We start from the raw sequence: 17,984 nt of genomic DNA on the forward strand, positions 1-17,984 counted from the left end.
TCACTCCACCTCGATGACGAACTCGGACTCGACGCGGTCGAGGAGCGCCTCGAACTCCTCGGCCGTGTCCGCCCCCAGGACGACGAGCAGGCACCAGTCCATGGCGTGCGAGACGCCGAAGGTGTCGCCGGTGCTCTTGGAGCGGCGCCAGCCGAGCACACCGTCGACCGCCCGCATCTGACGGTCCGTCGGCATCGCCGTGATGGTCCCGGCGCGCGGCGGGCGCAGGTGCAGCGCCCCGATGTGGCGGCGCGGGGGCGTCGCATCCGCCGTGCGACCGTACAGAAGGCCGGTGGCGACGGTGTCGTACACGCTGTGCCCGAGGCCCGCGGAGAGCATGTCGGGGACCCAGCCGCCGCCGATGCGGGTGGCGATCTCGGAGAAGACCAGGTCGCCCGAGGGGGTCTCGAACACCTCCATGTGGGTCACGGCGGTCTCGATTCCCAGGGCCTCGTTGACGCTGGTGTGCATGCCGAGGAGGCGTTCGTAGAGCTCGGGGTGGTCCTCCCTGGGGAGGATGTACGAGCCGTCCCGGGAGCGCGGGGTCTCGTGCTCGTCGCGCGCCGGGACGTGGTCGAGCCGGGGCGCGTAGTACGCGCTCACGGTCAGGAAGAGCGGTTTGCCCGCCGACCAGAGCGCGTCGATGTGCAGTTCGCGGCCGTGCACGAAGCGTTCGACGACGAGGTGCCCGGAGCTGAGCCGCTCGGGCTTCGGCAGGTCGCGCAGGACGGCGGCGATCTCCCTCGCGCTCTCGACCCGGACGGTGCTCATGGTGCCGAAGCCGAACGCCGGTTTCACCACGGCCGGGAACCCCACGTCGGGCAGGGGATCGCCGTCGGCGAAGGTCACGCCGACGGGCAGGGAGGCCCACGGGGTGACGGGGACTCCGGCACCGGCCACGAGGTGTTTCATCAGCCGCTTGTCACGGACGGCCGCCTGCATCGCCGCGCTCGCCGCGGTGCGGTCGAGCAGGCCGCGCAGCTGGGCGGCGCCGAGCTGGCCGTCCTCGGAGAAGCAGAGCACCTGGTCGACCCGGACACCGCGCACCGTGAGGTCGACGGCGACGCCGGTCATCTCCTCGACCGAGTCGGTGCTGCCGACGCGGTAGACGGCGCGGGCCGCGCCGAGCAGTTCGGGGGACGCGGCGGCGCGGTCCGCCTCGGCCTCGTCGAGGACCAGGTGGAGGTGCGGGGTGGCGGCGAGCAGCGCCCGGACCATGTCGGGGCGCCACTTGCAGAGCACGACGGTGGGCCCGTCCTCGGCGAGGGCGGGGGGTTCGGCTTCCGGGGCGGGGTGTGGTGCCGGGGCGGCGGTGCCGGGTTCCATGCGGATCCGGATCTGCCCGCGGACGAGGTCGGCGGCGGCGTCCACCTCCGCGGGGCCGTCGGCGAGGAGCAGCACATGGGCGACCCGGTCGCCGGACGAGTGCAGACCGGCGACGAGGTCCCCGGCGTGCTTCTTCTGCCCGACCCTGACCACCTCGGGGCGTTTCGCCGCTTCCCCGGTGCCGTCCACGGACGCGATGCGGCCCGGGCTCGGTGCGGGCAGGAACAGTACGCCCGCGGTGCGGGGGCGCCCGGCCGGGAGGCTCACGGCCCGGCCGAGTGACAGCTCGATGACGCTGCGGAAGAAGTCGTGCCCGTACGCCCGGCACATCAGTTCCATGATGTGGTCGCCGGGGGTGCGTACGGCGAACTCCATCGGCCGCAGCGCGCTGCCGTCGTCGCGGTACTCCAGGTGCACGATGCCGGTGCGGATGCCGGCGGCGGCCACGAGTGCGGCGGTCTGGGCGTCGGCGCGGTCACGATCGGCGGGAACGTACGGCAGTTGGTGCTGGAGTTCGACGAACTCGGGCGGTCCGGTGGTCACCTTGCGGGTGTGGTTGCCGAAGATCACCTCGCCGTCCCGGACCAGTCCTTCCCAGCTGTACTCGGGGGCGTCGAGGTACTCCTCGATCAGCACCAGCCCGCCCACGTCCCGGCGGTCCAGGTCGGCGCGCAGTTCGTCCTCGTCCGCGACACAGTGCACGCCGACGCTGCCCATGCCGCGCAGCGGCTTGACGACGACCGGGTAGCGGCCACGGCTCCACTCGGCGGCCCGGTCGGCGTCGTCGACGACGGTGTGCTCGGGCTGGGGAAGTCCGGCGTGCGCGAACAGGGCGCGCTGGACCGCCTTGTTGCGGCTGGCCTCGGCGGCGGCGAGGGAAGGGCCGGGCAGTCCGAGCCGCTCCTGCACCCGGGCCGCGGCCAGCACGTGCTGTTCGGCGAAGGGCACGACACCCTGGGGGCGGTGCCGGTCCGCCAGGCTCAGCGCGCCCTGGAGCCAGTCCGTCTCGGTGCCGCCCGAGGGGGTGGCGAAGTGCGCGACGCGGCTCTCGTGGTGCTCGCGCCAGGCCTCGTCGTCGAGCAGGACGGTGCGCAGGCCGAGGTCGTGGGCGGCGTCGACGTAGCCCCGTCCCATGATGCCCGCGCCGACCAGCAGCAGTGTGTCCGTCATGTCGTGTCCCCTGTGTGTGACGCGGGTGTCGGTTCGGGTGTGCCGGCGGCGGGTTCCGGCGCCGCCGCGCGCCTCCGGCCGACGGCCAGGAGCAGCAGCAGGCAGAGCGAGGCGAGGCTCAGCCAGACGGCGGTGGCCTCGCCGGTGAGGGTCAGGGCGACGCCGACGGAGGGCCCCGCGGCCGTGCCGACGCCCATCGCGCCCGCGGCCAGCGCGGAGACGCGGGTGACGTCCTTCGGGCCCACCGAGTCGATCAGCCACGGGTGGAACGAGCAGGAGTAGGCGCACTCGCCGAGCGCGAAGACGACGGCGAAGAGCAGGAGTCCGGCGTAGCGCACGGGCAGCGGGCCGAACGCCGAGGCCGCGGCCAGGCCGTACGCCGCGGCCCACAGCACGACGGCGGCCCGGAGTCCGTACGCCTCGTCACGGCTGCTCAGCACGCGGGTCACCCAGGTCTGCCCGAGCGCCACCACCAGGGTGTTCACGAGCAGCAGGCCCGAGACGGTGCCGAGGCCGATGCCCATCAGCCGGACGGCGACGAGCGGCGCGGTCGCCTCGAACTGGCTGTGCCCGAAGAGGTAGGCGCCGAGCTGGAACAGGACGGCGAGCGTGCCGGCCACGCCGAGCCACTTCCAGCGCCCGACGGTGTCACGCCTCTTGTCCTCGGGGCCGGTCGGGCGCTCGGCGTCCGCGGTTCGGGCCGCGTCGTCGCGCTCCCGTGCCCGGACCCGGTGGAAGACGTAGGCCAGCGGCAGATAGCTCGCCGCGTTGCAGACGAACAGCCACGGCACGGCCGAGGTGGTGAGGATGCCCGTGGTCAGGCCGGCGACGACGGCGCCGAGTCCGAGGCCGACGTTGATCGCCCGGTAGCGGCGGGCGAAGACCGAGCGTCGCTCCTCCTGCGGCGTCAGGGAGTTGAGCACCGGCACCATGGCCACCAGCAGGCAGCCCTGACCGCAGCCGATGAACAGGACGGCCGCGCACAGGAAGGCCAGGGAGCCCGCGACGGCGGCGCCCGCGAACCCCACGGCGAGCATCAGCGTGCCCGCGAGCCCGAGCAGCGCGGGCCTCGGTGCGAGCCGGCCGGTCGCGAGGACACCCGAGGTCGCGAGGTTCGCCGCGGCTGCGGCCCCGTAGAAGACGCTGACGCCGGCCGTGCCCATGGCGGGCAGGTCCGACAGGTAGAGCGCGGTGTACGGGTACACCAGACCGGAGCCGAACGCCGACACGCCGTTGACGAGGATCAGCACGTCGGCCGCGGTGAGGCGCCGCGCGGAGCCCTGCCCCCCGCTCACGCGGCCGTGTCCCGTTGCGTGAAGGCCGTGTTCAGGAAGTACGTCCAGTCCCGTGCGCCCGGATCCGAGACGTGCAGCAGGTTCTCCACCGCGTCGTAGTGCGTGGTGGGGTAGCGGACGACCCGGCGCACCATCTCCTTGGCGATGTGCAGGGTCGACAGCTCCTCCTCGCCCGCGTAGCGGTACAGCTCCACCTCCTGGTCCACCAGGTAGCCGCGCAGGCTGCCGGCGAGCCGGGTGAAGTGGGTGTTGTCCGCGTACAGGCCGAGGAAGTCGCGCTGGGTGCACCGGGTGCGCCGGCGGTCGGCGACCGTGAAGCCGAACGCGTCCGCGATGCCCAGCACCAGGTCGGACGTGCGGACGGATCCGTCCTCGCGGGGGGCGAGGACCGGCCCGGAGAGCAGGTTCCGCAGCGCGGCGAGCCGCGGGCCGGGGGCGTGGAGGGTGCGGACGTACCAGTCCCGGGCGCGCACCTTGCGTTCGATGTTGGCCAGCGCCCAGGCGACGGCCTGCGCGGAGGTGTCGACCTCGAAGGCCTGGGCGGTGGCGGGCTCGTACACGCGCAGGAGTCCGCGCACCGCGTCCCTGGCCGCCGCGGCAGGGCACCGCGCGTAGGGGCCGGCGAGGATGTCGGGTTTCAGAATGAGCAACGCGCCCGCGCTCATCGGGCCTCCCCCAGAAGCAGGTCGAGCAGTCCGAGCAGGCGGACGAGGTCGTCGTCGGTGACGGTGCGGTACAGGCCGATCCGCAACGCGCCCGGCAGCGCGGGGTCCGCGAGCCCGTAGGCCAGGGCCCAGGTCGCCAGGAACTCCGTCACATCGCGCACGGCGGCCGGTGCGAGGGCGGTGGGCAGCACGGCGGCGAGGTCGCGTCCCGGCCGCCGCGGCGGGCCGGCGAGCCAGGAGCGGCCGGCCGTGTGGGCGCGCAGCAACTCCATGCGGGCCTCGATCTCGCTCTCCAGGCACTCGGGGTGCGACTCGGCGAGCGTGCGCACCCCGTGGGCGAGCATCATCAGGTCCGAGGCGCTGGGGCGCGGGGCACCGGGCGCGTCCGCGTCCAGCAGGGCGCGGACGCTGAAGGGTCCGCCGCCCTCCTCCGCCCGGGCGGCCGCGGCGGCCCGGGGGGACAGGGTGAGGACGGTGGAGCCGGGCACGACACCGAAGAGCCAACTGGGGCAGAAGCAGGCGACGTCCAGTGCGCCGAGGAGGCTGTCGTCGAGCGGCCAGGTCGTGCGCGAGAGGTCCGCGGCGGCCCATCCCCCGCTGCCGGGGGACCCGGTCGGCCGCTCGCCCCCGTCGACCGGCCGGGGGACGGCGTCGTGGGCCCGGGCCCACTTCTCCTCGGCGATCAGCCGGGCCACGGCGTGCGGCGGGGCGGGGACGAGGACGCAAGAATGGCCGTCCGGCAGGTGCAGCAGCGCGCGCAGTTCCTTCAGGAGCGACGCGAGGAAGCCGTCGGTGTGGGCGAAGCCGGGCTGCAGCCCGAGGACGACGGGCCCGGACCGGGCGAGGGACGCGAGCCGGTCGGCGGGGACGGGGACACACGCGCCGCCCAGCCGGGGCTCGCGGGGTATCAGCGCGTCGGGCAGGTCGTACAGCTCGACGGGCGTGAACCCGCGCCCGGTCCGAGGTGCGACGGTCTCCGCCGGGATGCCGACGACTCGGACGTCACCCTCACCACGGGCGGTTTCGCTCAGGTCGTCATGGTCGACGAGGGGCATCGGCGTCATCCCAGCTTCGGTCGGGCCACGGTGCGGACGTACGGGCCCGCCAGGTCGCCTGCCGCGTCGATGACGGCGGCGAGCTCGGCCCGGGTCCGTGCCACCGCGGCGGCGGTGTCGGAGGGCGGGGCGAGCAGGTGCCGGGCGACGTGCGCGGCACAGCCGCCGTCGACGTGGCGGGCCGCCTCCCGCTGGAGCAGCCGGACGAGCCACTTGACCGAGGGAACGGTCACGCCCGCGGCGGCGAGCGCGCACTGGCCGGTGTGCACGAGAGCCTCTCGGTACATCCACGCGGCCGAGTCGGCGTGTCCGTCGGCCAGTTCGCCCGACACGTCGGTGAGCCGGTTGACGGCGGCGACGGCGGCGACGTTCAGCAGATAGCGGGGCAGGTCATCGGTGCCCAGTTCCTCGCGCAGCTCCCGCAGCCGGTCGGGGCGCCGCAGGGCGCGGCCGGTGCGGACACGGTGCAGGATCTTGAGATTGTCCTCGTCGACGAGCTGGGCGATGCCCTTCTCCCCCGACAGACTCGCCACGCTGGCGCCGAAGGCCTCCCGCAGACTGCCGAGAGCGGCCGGATCGAGGACGGCGACGTTGACCTCCCGGCCCTCGTGGTACGCCACGGTCGCGGTGCGCTCGCCCCGCCGGGCCGCTGTCTCCGATCCGGTGACCCGCAGGTCGCCGACGACATACAGGTCGAGGTCGGAGTTGCGGTTGGCGAGGCCGTCGGTCGTGGAGCCGGCGAGGAACAGCAGTTCCTCGCCACTGCCGCCGGCCGCCGCGAGGGCGGTGACGGCGAGCGCCTCGAGATCGACGGTCCGCTCGCCCTCCCCTTGCACGGAGGCGGTCGGGCTTCCTGATGCGTTCACTGCGGCTTCCTCGACGTCATCCGGGACCGGCAGCGGCTGCCGAACGCTGCCAGGACCGCGCGGTCCAGAACTGATCGGTCGGTGTGGTGCTCGAAGTGCCACTGCACCCCGAGGACGAAGCGGTCCGGCGCGCCGACGCTGATCGCCTCGACGGTCCCGTCCGGGGCCACGGCCTCGACGAAGACCTCGCCGGGGATCTTGTCCAGCCGGTCGCTGTGCTGCGAGTTGACCGGCACGGCGGCCGGGTCCGGTGCGGGGCCCGCCAGCTCCGCGAGGAGACCTCCCGGCCGCACGGCCACCGTGTGGGCCGGCGCCCACCGGTCGGGCCCGTCCACTCCGGCCCGCAGCCGGTGCTTGACCTCCGAGGGCGGCACCTGGGCGAGGGTGCCGCCGTGGTGCACGGCCAGCTCCTGCATGCCGCGGCAGCTGGCGAGCACGGGCAGGCCGGGCATCTCGTCGGCGGCCCGCAGCAGCGCGGCCGCGGTCTCGTCCCGGGCCGGGTCGTACTCCCTGCCGGACACGGCGTCGGCCTCCCGGCCGCCGTAGCGGGCCGGGTGGACGAACGAGCCGCTGCCGGGCAGCACCAGCCCGTCCAGGCGGGCCAGGACACTGCGGGCGTGCTCGGGGCGCACGGTGTGGATCAGGACGGCGGCCACGCCCGCGTGGTCCAGGAGCGGCTCGGTCAGATGGTCGTTGACCCGGGAGTACGTGGTGCCGTTGGCCCGTTCCTTTTGGCAGGCGAGGACTCCGACCAGCGGGAGGTGCGGCGGGCCGCCGGTCACCGGGCCGACTCGCGTACGTCCGCGACGGCGGCGGGCAGTCCGGCCGGGTCGTCGGTGACGACGAGGGCCACGACGGTGTCCGTGCCGGGCCAGTCCTCGGCGAGGACGACCCGCGGGTGGGTGAGCGCGGCCTCGGCCACCTCGGCGGCCGGGCGCCCCGACGTGGGCAGCAGCACCATCGCGGCACCGCGTGCCGGATCGGGGGTCTCGTCCGGCAGTTCGCCGTCGACGAGCAGGGCGAGCAGCGCCTCGTAGGGCCGGACCGCGTCCTGATGCGCACAGGGGATGAGGTGGGAGTTGATCAGGTCGCCGCCGAGCCGTCCGCCGACCTCCAGGACGACGGGGCCGCCGGAGCCGAGGCGCAGATCGACGTGGAACCCGCCGGTCCCGAGGCCGACGGCGATCACGGCCTGCTCGGCGGCCCGCTTGAGGTCCTTGACCTCCGTCTCCGTCAGGGCTGAGGGGACGGCCGTGGCCCACGACGGGGACAGCGGCCCGTCGACGCTCTTGTCGGTGACGCCGAGGATCCGCACCGTGCCCTCGGAGACGACGCCGGAGACGGAGTGCTCGGAGCCGTCCACGTACTCCTCGACGAGGAAGTCGCTGGTCTTGGAGTAGTTGGCGGACGTGAGCGCGAACACCTCGTCCAGGCCGGTGTCCTCGGTGATCAGCGCCATGCCGCGGCCGCCGGAGCAGTGGGCGGGCTTGAACACCAGGGGCTTCCCGGCGGCGCCCAGCTCCGCGGCGATGGTCCGCAGATCGTCGGCCGTCCGGCCCGCCCGCCACGGCGGGTTGAGCCCGTACGGTTCCATGGCCCGGCGCTGGGCGGCCTTGTCCGTCACGACGTCCGCGGCGGTGGTGCCGATGCCGCGCACCCCGAAGCGCTCGGCGAGCAGCGCGGTCAGACCGACGTACTTGTCACCCCAGCAGGCGACGGCGGCGGGGGCCCGGCCGGGCGAGGCCTGAGCGGCCTGTTCCGGGAGCGGGGCGCCGCGGTCGAAGGAGCCGAGCCGGTGACCGGGGAGCCCGGTGTGGGAGACGTCGGCGTCGGACGCGACATGGACGCTCAGTCCCCGGGCCGCGGCGGCGTCGAGTTCGGCGCGCCATTCCAGGGGGGAGCGTCGCAGGCCGAGGTAGAGCACCGTGCCGCTGCCGGCCTCGTCGTCGTGGTCCGCCGTCGTCGGGTTCGCCGCGGGGGTGTGGGCTGTGGTCATCTGTCAGACACCGTTCTCGTTCGCCGTCGTGGCCTGTGCGCCCCGAGGGGCCTCGGTACCGTAGCGGTGCTGGTACCAGGTGTTGGTGAAGTCGTCGACCACGGCGGTCTCCGCCCGTTTCTCCAGTCGCAGGGCGCGTTCCTGGTAGAGGCCGCGCAGGATCTCGCCCATCGCGATCGCCGCGCGCAGGTCGCGCGGGGTGTAGACATCGCCCTCGCTGCGCATCAGCCGCAGGTCGTGCACGCCGGGCCGGTGCGCGCCGGCGAGGGTGATGCCGAAGGGGACACGGATGGCGTGCCGCACACCGTTCGCCACGTGTCCCTGGTGGTGGTGCGAGGTCCACTCCGTCATGTCGGGCATGGACGGGGCGAAGAACCAGTCGCGTTCGGCGAGGCTCTCGTCGTCCGTGACGGCGGCGGCATGGGGCATGAAGTGCCAGCCGTTCCAGCGCATACGGGCCGCGATGGCGCGCACCACCTGAGGCACCTCGGCGGCCGCCCCCGCGTCGATGAGCCGGCGGCGAAAGCCCTCACCGGGTACGACGCAGCAGTAGTACTCGCCGGTCTTCCAGTGGCCGGGCTCGATGCTGCCCTCGGCCAGCAGCATGCTGAGCCGGAGGGTGTCGCGGGGGCCGCGGGACATGCTGACGTCGGACCCGGTGCCGGCCCCTGCGGCGCCGACGAGTTCGTGCAGCACTTCCTCGAAGCGGCTGCCGAACCCGGGCCGCGAGGGCCGTGGGTCGCCGTCGAGGAGCGGCTGCCAGTCCACTTCCAGCGCACCGCCGCGGACGGCGTCTGGCGCGGAGGGCACAAAGCCGGAGAGCGTGTCGAGGAACTCCTCCGGCACGTCGGCGCCGGTCACCGCGGTGGCGAAGAAGTGTTCCTTCTTGTTGATGGTCATCGACTGGACCGTGCGGTACACCACCGCTCCGGACTCCAGTTTCCGCGCCCTCAGTTCCCGGGCGAGATCCGCGAGTTCGAAAAGCCTGCCGATCGGCGAGGCGGAATCCGCGATGTCGGGAATGTCTCCGTCGTACGCGAGAACGCGACCCTCGAGGAATGCCGTGAGCCTGCTCGGAATGAGCTGCGTACCGCTGAACTCCTCGGTGCGGGAAGGGGTGCCGGAGGAAATCAGCGCCGACATGCAGACGACGAAGCAGGCGTCTGCCGCGCTCCACTCACCCAGGGGCGTTTCGGAAAGTACCTTCATCCGGCAACGGTCGGACTCCGGGCCCACGGACTTGCCGACGAGATTGCCCTCGCGGCCCAGGTTCGTGTAACAGGCATCCCCGATGTAGAGGCGTATCGGCCCGACGTGCCGGAACAGGAAGCGCAGCCGGGCCACGAGCTGTGCGGCGTGTTCTTCGCCCTGGCCCTGGAGCCAGAGGCGGCAGGACTCGATCTCCGCGGCCTCGCGTGCGGCGAGGCGGGCGCGTTCGGCTTCGAGCCCCTCCGGGGCCCCGTCGGGCCAGTCGATGAGGGCGATGACGCGCAGGCCCGGCTCGCCCGTCTCGCCGGGGCCCAGGATGCAGACCTTGCCGGCCTTGAGCTGGCCGAAGCGGTACCCGTCCGCGTGATCCTGGTCCGTGTGGTCTTGGTCCGCGGGGGCCGGGGCGACGGTGGCGCGGGCGGTTTCGGCCGCGTCGAGCAGATGGCGTTCGCCCGGTCTCAGCGCGCCGAGCGCCACCTCGGGCGCGAGCCGTTCGCCGATCGTGGCGAGATGTCTGACGGCGGGGCCGGCGGCCTTGTGCGCCACGGCTTCCGAGGCGACCGTCTCCAGGAGTTTGTCGAAGCCCTCGGTACGTAAAAGCCCCATTGCGCGTTTCCCCCGATGGAAGGCGTGCCTGTGAGGCATGCGAGCGAGGCGTTCTTCGGCGAACGCTCACATGCCCGTACGGAACGCGAATTGAAAAGCGTGAAGAGCCGTGCGAATACGGCCGATCGGCCACGCACTGCGATACCCCTGGCGGAAGGGAAGCGAACGCCGGTGGTCCTCCCCCTGCGATGCCGGAAAAGCCCCGTTGCGACTCCGGCGACAGCGGCCCGGACTTTCTCGGGAATCCGCTGTGCGAGCAGACCTTAACCTCGGCGACATCCGCGGGCAACCATCGCCGGCGGAGAAAGGGGTGCCTCATGCGCCCCAACTCGGCCCCGCCGGACGGCTCCTGAGTGGGAGAAACCCAGGTGAACCGGCGGTGACACCCCGGTCACGGGCCGCCAACCACCGCTGATGGAAATGTTTTCGAGTGTCCACCATGTGGTCGCATCGATCGCCCCTCCGGCCCGGCGCGCATCCGGCCGCCCACCGAAGTTGACATTGCCACGTCAGTCCGCAGCGGGACGTGCCATGGTGGTGAGCACCAACTCCCCTCCCCCACCAGCACTTCAGGGAGCCCCCCATGCTGCGCGGCATCGACGTGAGTGCGTACCAGTCCTCCTCCTACGGCACCGACGGCCTCTCCTTCGTCTTCGTCAAGGCGACCGAGGGGCGTTCCTACGTCAACCCGAAGCTGGCCGCCCAGACGAAGCGGGCGCGTGACGCCGGGCTGGTCGTCGGCTTCTACCACTTCCTGTGGCCCGGCAACCTGACGGCCCAGGCCGAGTACTTCGTCGGCAAGGCCCCGGACCGCCCGGGCGACATCCTCGCCGTCGACTGGGAGACGACCAGCAACGGAACACACGCGAGCAACGCGGAGAAGGACCTCTTCATCCGCAAGCTGAAGGACCTCCGGCCGGAGAACCAGGTGGTGCTCTACTGCAACCGGCACTTCTGGCTCACGGTCGACAAGACCTCCTACGCGGGCGACGGCCTCTGGATCGCCGACTACGTCTCCGCGGGCAAGCCCCGCATCAAGGCGAAGTGGCGCTTCCACCAGTACACGGACGACCCGCTGGACAAGAACGTGGCCGACTTCGAGAGCAAGGCCGCGTTGCGGAGATGGGCGGAGAGCGCCTGACCGAACGGAGGGCTCGACCGCCGGTGCGGTCGGGCTATTCCGGCTTGCCCACGGGTGCAAACGGGTCCTCCAACTCCCCGCGCAGCACCTCCGCCGCCGCCTCCGCGTCCCCGTCCTCCACCGCCCGGACGAGCGCCTCGTGGGCGTCGTCGGCGGTGTTCGGGTCGTGGGCGCGCAGGCCGGTCAGGGTGAGGAGTTCGATCAGGCCCTCGCGCAGGACGGGGGTGATCTCGGTGAAGAGGTCCGCGAGCACCGGGTTGCGGGCGGCGGCGACCACGGAGGCGTGGAAGGCGATGTCCGCGTCGACGAAGGCCGCGTCGTCGGCGGTGGAGGCGGCCCGGCGGCCCTCCAGCGCGGCGCGCAGTGCCGTGATGTCGTCGGGGGTGCGGCGGCGTGCGGCGAGCCGGGCGGCGTGGACCTCGACCGCCATACGGACCTCGTAGACATCGGTCACGGCGGCCCGGCGCAGTCGGGTGGGCCAGTCCTCGACCGGCTCGGTCGCGAGGACGAAGACGCCGGCGCCCTGGCGCGGCTGCACCAGCCCGGCTCCGGCCAGGGCGCGCAGCGCCTCGCGGACGGTGGAGCGGCCCACGCCCAGTTCCTTCGCGAGGGTCGTCTCGCCGGGGAGCTTGGTGCCGACCGGCCAGTGGCCGCCGGTGATCTGCTCGCGCAGCCGGGCGGCGGCCTGCTCTACCAGGGGGCTGGGGCGGACGGCGCCGAGCGGCATGTGTTTCACCAACTTGTCTGAGGAGTGGAAGGATTCTAGCGGGGATTCACTTGTCTGAGGAGCTGAGGAGTGGCTAGCGTACGGCGTATGACGTTCCGCGGTCTCCTTCTTCTCGGCTGCCGCGGCGGGGCCTGACGCGACCGGCACCCCGCCGCGGGGCGCCGTGCTGCCGGTCACCGTCCGACCGAGCCGAAGGCCACAGCCGACGATGACCACCACCCCCGCCCCGGCCTGGAACCCCCAGCGCCCGGGCCCCATGCCCTTCCACCGCTACCGCCCCTTCCAGGACCGCGTGCGCGTCCCCGCCGCCGGCCGCGACTGGCCCGCCGCCACGATCGAGCGCGCCCCCCTCTGGGTCCCCGTCGACCTGCGCGACGGCAACCAGGCCCTCGCCGAGCCGATGGACACACCCCGCAAGCGCCGCTTCTTCGATCTGCTGACCGGCATGGGCTTCAAGGAGATCGAGGTCGGCTACCCGTCCGCGAGCCGCGCCGACTTCGACTTCGTACGGCACCTGGCGACCGGCGACGCCGTACCGGACGATGTCACGCCCGTCGTGTTCACCCCGGCCCGCCGGGACCTGATCGACCGCACCTTCGAGGCGATCGAGGGGATGCCGAGAGCGGTCGTACACCTGTACATCGCGACCTCGCCGGTGTGGCGGGACGTCGTCCTGGGGCGGGACCGGGCGGAGGTGTGGCGGACCGTGCGGGAGGCCGCCGAGCACATGGCCCGACGGGCGGACCGGGCATCGTACGTCCGCTTCCAGTTCTCCCCGGAGACCTTCAACCTGACCGAGCCCGACTTCGTCCTGGAACTGTGCGACGGGCTGACCGAGCTGTGGGACGCGAGCCCGGACCGGCCGGTGACCCACAACCTCCCGGCGACCGTGGAGATCGCGACGCCGAACGTCTACGCCGACCAGATCGAGTACGTGCACCGCCATCTGTCCCGGCGCGACAGCGTGATCCTCTCCGTGCATCCGCACAACGACCGCGGCACCGGGGTCGCCTGCGCCGAACTGGCCGTCCTGGCCGGTGCCCAGCGCGTCGAGGGCTGCCTGTTCGGCAACGGGGAGCGCACCGGCAACGTCGATCTGGTGACCCTCGCGCTGAACCTGTACGCCCAGGGCGTCGACCCGATGATCGACTTCCGGGACATCGACACGGTGAGGGAGACAGTCGAGCACTGCAACCGGCTGCCCGTGCACCCGCGCCACCCGTACGCCGGGGACCTCGTCCACACCGCTTTCTCGGGCACCCACCAGGACGCGATCAGCAAGGGCCTGGCCCGGCACGCCGAGCGGGCGCGGGAGCTGGGCGTGCCGGAGCGGCGGGCGCCCTGGTCGGTCCCGTATCTGCCGGTCGACCCGGCCGACGTGGGCCGCTCCTACGAGGCGGTGATCCGGGTGAACTCGCAGTCGGGCAAGGGCGGCATGGCCTATCTGCTGCGCGCCCACCATGGCGTCGACCTGCCCGCGCGCATGCGGCCGGACTTCTCCCGGGCGGTGCAGCGGGCGACGGACGACAGCGGCCGGGAGATGGCGGCGAAGGAGCTGTACGAGCTGTTCCGGGCCACGTACGTCGTGGAGGACGGGGAGGTGGCGCTGGAGGCCTGGTCCGTGCACCCGGACGAGTCCGGCGGCGGCCATCGGTTCGTCTGCACGCTGCGAACCGGTGAGCGCACCGGCGACTACGAGGGCACCGGCAGCGGCCCGGTCTCCGCGTTCGTCGACGCGCTGGCCGGGGCGGGAGTCGACGTGGAGGTGCTCGACTTCCACGAGCAGGCCGGTGGCGACGGTGCGCATGCCTTCGCCCAGTGCCGGGTCCGCGGTACGACGTGCTGGGGCGCGGGCCGGGACTCCTCGGCCCTGGCCGCGTCCGTCCGGGCGGTGCTGTCCGCGGTGAACCGGGCCCTGCGATGACGGCGGTCGTCCTGCGTGCCCAGGACGTGGCCGTCGTGCGCGACGGGCGGCCGATCCTTCAGGAGGTGTCCCTCACGGTGCGGGCCGGTGAGCACTGGGCGTTGCTCGGGGCCAACGGGGCGGGCAAGTCCACTCTGCTCCGTCTGCTCGGCGCGCTCGTTCACCCCACCCGGGGCACCGTGGAGGTGCTGGGGCACCGGCTGGGCCGGGTCGATCTGCGGGAGTTGCGCGCGCACGTCGGGCATGTCGATCCGCGGCATCCGCTCGGCTCGCCGCTGCGGGTACGGGACGTCGTCCTGACCGGCCTGACCAACTCCGTGGAGCCGCTGCCCCGGTGGCGTCCGACGCCGGAGCAGGAGGAACGGGCGGAGCGGCTGATCCGGACGCTGGGGCTGGCGGAGCACCGTGAGGCGCGCTGGCCCACTCTCTCCCAGGGCCAGCGCGGCCGGACGCTGATCGCCCGGGCCCTGATGCCCGAGCCCCGGCTGCTGCTCCTGGACGAACCGGCCACCGGGCTGGACCTGCCCGGCCGGGAGCGGCTGATCGTGGCGCTGGCGGAGCTGCGCCGGGATCACCCCCGCCTGGCGACGGTCCTGGTCACCCACCACCTGGAGGAGCTGCCGCCGCACACCACGCACGCCCTGCTGCTGCGCGAGGGCCGTCCGCTGGCCGGGGGCCCGGTGGCTGAGGTGCTGACCGCGGACGGGCTCGGCAAGTGCTTCGACCTGCCGCTGGCCCTGGAACGGCACGACGGCCGCTGGAGCGTGCGCACGGCGCGCGGGGCATGACGAGGGGCCCGGTCCGACCGAGGTCGGACCGGGCCCCTTCGTTCAGGAAGCGGAGCGCCCCCGGCAGCGGGCGACTACTTGTTCAGGTAGGCCCAGAACTCGTCGAAGCTGAGCTGCTTGTCGCCGTCGAGGTCGCGGGTCTTGATGACGACCTCGGCGACGGACTCGGTGACGTTCCAGTCACCCGACCGGGCCAGGGCGGTCTTGAACTCGGCAGCGGTGATGAATCCGTCGCCGTCCGTATCGATCCGCTCGAACTGCTTGCGTGCTTCCTCGATGTCCGCCACCGATCCGCCCCTACTCTCGTGCTCTCGTGTTCTCTGTCCTGCTGACGCAGGTCAGATTAACTGGCCGTGCGTGCTTCCAGCGCGGCGACCACCCAGGCGAACTCCTCGTCGTGGGTCGGCTGGGGGTCGAGGCCGCCCACGACGGCCTGAAGTTCGCGATAGCGGGCGACCCGGACGTTGGAGGCGGCCGTGAGGCGGTCGAGTACGGCGGACCGGTCGGTGTCGCCGAGCAGGTCCCTCAGGACGGCGTCGGCCTCCGGTGCCCCGGGGGCGATGCCGCGCCGCCGGGCGTCGGCCGCGAGCTGTACGAGCCGGCTGACGAACCACAGGGACGAACCGGCCGGGACGTCCGGCCCCCGGTCGGCCGCGTTGAACTCGACCATCTGCCGCATCTGGGCGCGGAAGCCGGGGTCCTGGATCAGCTCGGCGAGCTCCACCCAGGCGTCGACCTGCTCGGGCGTGGGGTCGTCGGGCAGCTCGGCGGCGGCGAGACGCAGCCTGCGGCGGATGTCCGGGTCGGCCGTGTCGATCCCCTCGAAGACCTCCGCCATGAAGTCCTCGACGATCTGCCGCCGTTCGGCCGCCGAGAGCCGTGCCAGTCTGTTCATGAGTGTCATCTCCTCCGCGCTGGAACCCCGCTTCGCCACCGTCGACAGCACCGCACGGGTCACCTTGAGCGAGCTGATCTGCGCGTCCAGCGCGACCACGTGCGCGGCGGCCACCCGCGCGACCGTCGTCTCGCCTGCCAGCACCCGGCGGACGTCCGCCAGGCCGAGGCCGAGTTCGCGCAGGGTGCGGATCAGCTCCAGGCGCGCCACGGACGCGGCGTCGTACAGCCGGTAGCCGCCCGCGGACCGGGCCACCGGGGGCAGGGCGCCCTCGTCCGACCAGTAGCGGATGGTGCGCACGGTCAGCCCGGTGACCCGGGCCAGGTCCCCGATGGTGAGAAGTCCGGTGGCTTCGTCGGTCATGTCTGGGAGTCTGGGCCCTCCAGTGGGTGGAGACTCAAGGAGCGCGTCGGTGGCGGACACTCTGCGGGACATTCTGGACGCGGCGGCCCGAGGGGTCTTCCCGCCGGCGGACGGCGGGACGACGATCGTGAACCAGCCCTCGCACCGGGACGCGGGGGTCCTCGCCTTCACGGCCCACTCGGTGGTCTTCACCGACGAGGATCCCGGGTGGATACGCCGGACGCTGGCCGGCACCGACTGCGACGGTCTCGCGGCCACGATGAACGCCCGTTTCCTGGCGGCACTCATGGACCGCACCGGGCGTACGTCCGACACCATCGACGTGCTGCTGACCGGCGCCGCGCTGCCCGGGGAGCCTCCGCTCGCGTTGACGGAGATCGACGATCCCGGCCATCCACGGGTGGTCTCCGCACGCCGCCGGCGTGACGACGTGCGGGTGTGGGCGGCGGACGGCGGGGTCCTCGTCCTCGGCCGTGGGGTGGCCGGGCGGTGGGAGGTCGCCGTCGAGGTGGCGGAGGAGGCGCGGCGGCGAGGGCTGGGGCGGCGGCTGGTGGAGGCGGCGCGGCACCTGGTCGGGGACGCCCCGGTGTGGGCCCAGGTGTCGGCGGGGAACGCCCGTAGTCTGCGGGCGTTCCAGGCGGCCGGCTACCGTCCCGTGGGCTCGGAGGCGCTGCTCAGTGCCAGGGCTCGTGGTGCGGATCGCTCTCGCACGTGATCACGAGGGCACGAGCAGGGCGTGCCGACTCCCTTCGGTGGAGGGCAGCCGGCGCTCACCGGAAGATGCCCGTGTGGCCGAGGGAGTAGCGGCCCGGCTGCGGGTAGACCGCGAGGCCGTGCGGGCCGCTGCCGACGGGGATGCGGGCGAGCTGGGCGCCGGTGCGGGTGTCGATGGCGTAGACCTCGGCGTCGTAGCGGCCGGAGAGCCACAGGACCTTGCCGTCGGCGGAGACGCCGCCCATGTCGGGGCTGCCGCCGTCGGGCAGGTCCCACTTCTTGGTGAGCTTGTTCCGGGTGAAGTCGAAGACGGAGACGGTGCCTTCGCCGCGGTTGGAGACGAACATCTCGCGGGAGTCGCGGCTGACGTAGAGGCCGTGGCAGCCCTTGCCGGTGGGCAGCAGGGTGGGCTCGGTGAACGTGTCGCCGTCGAGGACCCACATGCCGTGGGCCATCATGTCGGCGATGTAGAACCGCTTGCCGTCCGGCGAGACCTTCACGTCCTGCGGCATGGCGCCCTCGAACGGCAGCCGCTGCTGCCCCACGACCTTCATCTTCTCGGTGTCGACCTTGAGCAGTTCGCCGCTGAACTCGCAGGAGACGATGAAGTAGCGGCCGTCGAGGGAGAAGTCGGCGTGGTTGACGCCGTAGCAGGAGACCGGCACGGTCTTCTTGATCTCCATGGTGTGGGGGTCGCGGAAGACCAGCTCGCGGTCGAGGGAGGCCATCACGACGGCGTACTTGCCGTTGGGCGTGAAGTAGAGGTTGTACGGGTCGTGGACCTCGACCTCCTTGCCCGCCTTGCCGGTCTTCGGGTCGATCGGGGTGAGGGTGTGGCCGCGGTTGTTGTTGACCCAGAGCGTCTTCAGGTCCCAGGAGGGCACGACGTGCTGGGGCTGCCGGCCGACGGGGATCGTCTCGATGATCTCGTACGTCTTCGGGTCGATGACGGAGACGGTGTCGGACTCGGTGTTGGGGACGTAGACCCGGGACGGGAAGCCCTTGACCACGGGCGACAGCTTGTTGGGGCGGTCGGCCGCGTACACGTCCTTCGGGTCGAGGACGGGCGGCATGCCCGGCAGGCCCTGGACGGTCTTCTTCTCGTGCGGGGCGGGCACGGCGGCCTTGGTGGGGCGTGCCGGGGAGGTCCGCTCCTCGCCCGGGGTGCCGCAGGCGGCGAGGGCGAGGAGGGCGGCGCCCGCGACGAGGGTGCTCTTGAGGAAGTGGCGGTGCATTGGACCATT

Annotated in this window: 16 protein-coding genes; 4 read left to right on the forward strand and 12 right to left on the reverse strand. The window is 72.8% G+C overall.

Going from position 1 to position 17,984, the window contains the following annotated elements:
• From KJK29_RS10340 to KJK29_RS10375, 8 genes are read right to left on the reverse strand one after another with little or no spacing between them, the layout of a single operon-like run.
• Nucleotides 1-2,496 (reverse strand): ATP-grasp domain-containing protein, encoded by a 2,496-nt coding sequence (locus KJK29_RS10340; RefSeq protein WP_215118412.1) that lies wholly within the window; start codon nucleotides 2,494-2,496, stop codon nucleotides 1-3.
• Nucleotides 2,493-3,791 (reverse strand): MFS transporter, encoded by a 1,299-nt coding sequence (locus KJK29_RS10345; RefSeq protein WP_215118413.1) that lies wholly within the window; start codon nucleotides 3,789-3,791, stop codon nucleotides 2,493-2,495. Before KJK29_RS10345 ends, KJK29_RS10340 begins: the two co-directional genes overlap by 4 nt.
• Nucleotides 3,788-4,456, reverse strand: coding sequence for a hypothetical protein (locus KJK29_RS10350; protein ID WP_215118414.1), 669 nt, complete (start codon nucleotides 4,454-4,456; stop codon nucleotides 3,788-3,790). The genes KJK29_RS10345 and KJK29_RS10350 overlap by 4 nt, the downstream gene beginning before the upstream one ends.
• On the reverse strand, nucleotides 4,453-5,520 hold the full coding sequence (locus tag KJK29_RS10355) for a hypothetical protein (protein WP_215118415.1): 1,068 nt from the start codon (nucleotides 5,518-5,520) through the stop codon (nucleotides 4,453-4,455). The genes KJK29_RS10350 and KJK29_RS10355 overlap by 4 nt, the downstream gene beginning before the upstream one ends.
• A complete protein-coding gene (locus KJK29_RS10360; protein WP_215118416.1) occupies nucleotides 5,517-6,377 on the reverse strand; it encodes a hypothetical protein in 861 nt (286 codons plus the stop codon). Before KJK29_RS10360 ends, KJK29_RS10355 begins: the two co-directional genes overlap by 4 nt.
• A complete protein-coding gene (locus tag KJK29_RS10365; protein WP_215118417.1) occupies nucleotides 6,374-7,159 on the reverse strand; it encodes a gamma-glutamyl-gamma-aminobutyrate hydrolase family protein in 786 nt (261 codons plus the stop codon). Before KJK29_RS10365 ends, KJK29_RS10360 begins: the two co-directional genes overlap by 4 nt.
• Nucleotides 7,156-8,373, reverse strand: coding sequence for an ATP-grasp domain-containing protein (locus tag KJK29_RS10370; protein WP_215118418.1), 1,218 nt, complete (start codon nucleotides 8,371-8,373; stop codon nucleotides 7,156-7,158). The genes KJK29_RS10365 and KJK29_RS10370 overlap by 4 nt, the downstream gene beginning before the upstream one ends.
• 3 nt (nucleotides 8,374-8,376) lie before the next feature.
• Nucleotides 8,377-10,188 (reverse strand): hypothetical protein, encoded by a 1,812-nt coding sequence (locus tag KJK29_RS10375; RefSeq protein ID WP_215118419.1) that lies wholly within the window; start codon nucleotides 10,186-10,188, stop codon nucleotides 8,377-8,379.
• 583 nt (nucleotides 10,189-10,771) lie between these two features.
• Here KJK29_RS10375 and KJK29_RS10380 point away from each other — a divergent pair.
• Nucleotides 10,772-11,329 (forward strand): glycoside hydrolase family 25 protein, encoded by a 558-nt coding sequence (locus tag KJK29_RS10380; protein ID WP_215118420.1) that lies wholly within the window; start codon nucleotides 10,772-10,774, stop codon nucleotides 11,327-11,329.
• A 34-nt stretch (nucleotides 11,330-11,363) separates the two neighbouring features.
• Here the strand turns inward: KJK29_RS10380 and KJK29_RS10385 are convergent, their stop codons facing one another.
• Complete coding sequence (locus tag KJK29_RS10385) at nucleotides 11,364-12,056, reverse strand: FadR/GntR family transcriptional regulator (protein WP_215118421.1); 693 nt, start codon at nucleotides 12,054-12,056, stop codon at nucleotides 11,364-11,366.
• A 208-nt stretch (nucleotides 12,057-12,264) separates the two neighbouring features.
• Here KJK29_RS10385 and KJK29_RS10390 point away from each other — a divergent pair, with 208 nt between their 5' ends.
• Both KJK29_RS10390 and KJK29_RS10395 read left to right on the forward strand, forming a co-directional pair.
• Nucleotides 12,265-13,980 (forward strand): 2-isopropylmalate synthase, encoded by a 1,716-nt coding sequence (locus KJK29_RS10390; RefSeq protein WP_215118422.1) that lies wholly within the window; start codon nucleotides 12,265-12,267, stop codon nucleotides 13,978-13,980.
• Nucleotides 13,977-14,768, forward strand: coding sequence for an ABC transporter ATP-binding protein (locus tag KJK29_RS10395; RefSeq protein WP_215118423.1), 792 nt, complete (start codon nucleotides 13,977-13,979; stop codon nucleotides 14,766-14,768). The genes KJK29_RS10390 and KJK29_RS10395 overlap by 4 nt, the downstream gene beginning before the upstream one ends.
• Nucleotides 14,769-14,842: 74 nt before the next feature.
• Here KJK29_RS10395 and KJK29_RS10400 read toward each other — a convergent pair whose 3' ends face one another.
• Together KJK29_RS10400 and KJK29_RS10405 are read right to left on the reverse strand one after the other, a co-directional pair.
• Nucleotides 14,843-15,055: an EF-hand domain-containing protein gene (locus tag KJK29_RS10400; RefSeq protein WP_189727755.1), complete on the reverse strand. Its 213-nt coding sequence runs from the start codon at nucleotides 15,053-15,055 to the stop codon at nucleotides 14,843-14,845.
• Nucleotides 15,056-15,111: 56 nt separating this feature from the next.
• Nucleotides 15,112-16,026: a helix-turn-helix domain-containing protein gene (locus KJK29_RS10405; protein ID WP_215118424.1), complete on the reverse strand. Its 915-nt coding sequence runs from the start codon at nucleotides 16,024-16,026 to the stop codon at nucleotides 15,112-15,114.
• Between the two features lie 49 nt (nucleotides 16,027-16,075).
• Here KJK29_RS10405 and KJK29_RS10410 point away from each other — a divergent pair, with 49 nt between their 5' ends.
• Nucleotides 16,076-16,741, forward strand: coding sequence for a GNAT family N-acetyltransferase (locus tag KJK29_RS10410; protein WP_251057753.1), 666 nt, complete (start codon nucleotides 16,076-16,078; stop codon nucleotides 16,739-16,741).
• Between the two features lie 55 nt (nucleotides 16,742-16,796).
• Here the strand turns inward: KJK29_RS10410 and KJK29_RS10415 are convergent, their stop codons facing one another.
• On the reverse strand, nucleotides 16,797-17,975 hold the full coding sequence (locus tag KJK29_RS10415; RefSeq protein WP_215118426.1) for a YncE family protein: 1,179 nt from the start codon (nucleotides 17,973-17,975) through the stop codon (nucleotides 16,797-16,799).
• Nucleotides 17,976-17,984 lie beyond the last annotated feature (9 nt).

Source organism: Streptomyces koelreuteriae (assembly GCF_018604545.1).
Classification (GTDB): domain Bacteria; phylum Actinomycetota; class Actinomycetes; order Streptomycetales; family Streptomycetaceae; genus Streptomyces; species Streptomyces koelreuteriae.

What these genes read in the sequence shown, in the direction of transcription:
- KJK29_RS10340 (WP_215118412.1), bottom strand. Translation starts at nt 2,496, where the DNA reads ATGACGGACACACTGCTGCTGGTCGGCGCGGGCATCATGGGACGGGGC.
- KJK29_RS10350 (WP_215118414.1), bottom strand. Translation starts at nt 4,456, where the DNA reads ATGAGCGCGGGCGCGTTGCTCATTCTGAAACCCGACATCCTCGCCGGC.
- KJK29_RS10355 (WP_215118415.1), bottom strand. Translation starts at nt 5,520, where the DNA reads ATGACGCCGATGCCCCTCGTCGACCATGACGACCTGAGCGAAACCGCC.
- KJK29_RS10370 (WP_215118418.1), bottom strand. Translation starts at nt 8,373, where the DNA reads ATGACCACAGCCCACACCCCCGCGGCGAACCCGACGACGGCGGACCAC.
- KJK29_RS10375 (WP_215118419.1), bottom strand. Translation starts at nt 10,188, where the DNA reads ATGGGGCTTTTACGTACCGAGGGCTTCGACAAACTCCTGGAGACGGTC.
- KJK29_RS10380 (WP_215118420.1), top strand. Translation starts at nt 10,772, where the DNA reads ATGCTGCGCGGCATCGACGTGAGTGCGTACCAGTCCTCCTCCTACGGC.
- KJK29_RS10385 (WP_215118421.1), bottom strand. Translation starts at nt 12,056, where the DNA reads ATGCCGCTCGGCGCCGTCCGCCCCAGCCCCCTGGTAGAGCAGGCCGCC.
- KJK29_RS10390 (WP_215118422.1), top strand. Translation starts at nt 12,265, where the DNA reads ATGACCACCACCCCCGCCCCGGCCTGGAACCCCCAGCGCCCGGGCCCC.
- KJK29_RS10395 (WP_215118423.1), top strand. Translation starts at nt 13,977, where the DNA reads ATGACGGCGGTCGTCCTGCGTGCCCAGGACGTGGCCGTCGTGCGCGAC.
- KJK29_RS10405 (WP_215118424.1), bottom strand. Translation starts at nt 16,026, where the DNA reads ATGACCGACGAAGCCACCGGACTTCTCACCATCGGGGACCTGGCCCGG.
- KJK29_RS10415 (WP_215118426.1), bottom strand. Translation starts at nt 17,975, where the DNA reads ATGCACCGCCACTTCCTCAAGAGCACCCTCGTCGCGGGCGCCGCCCTC.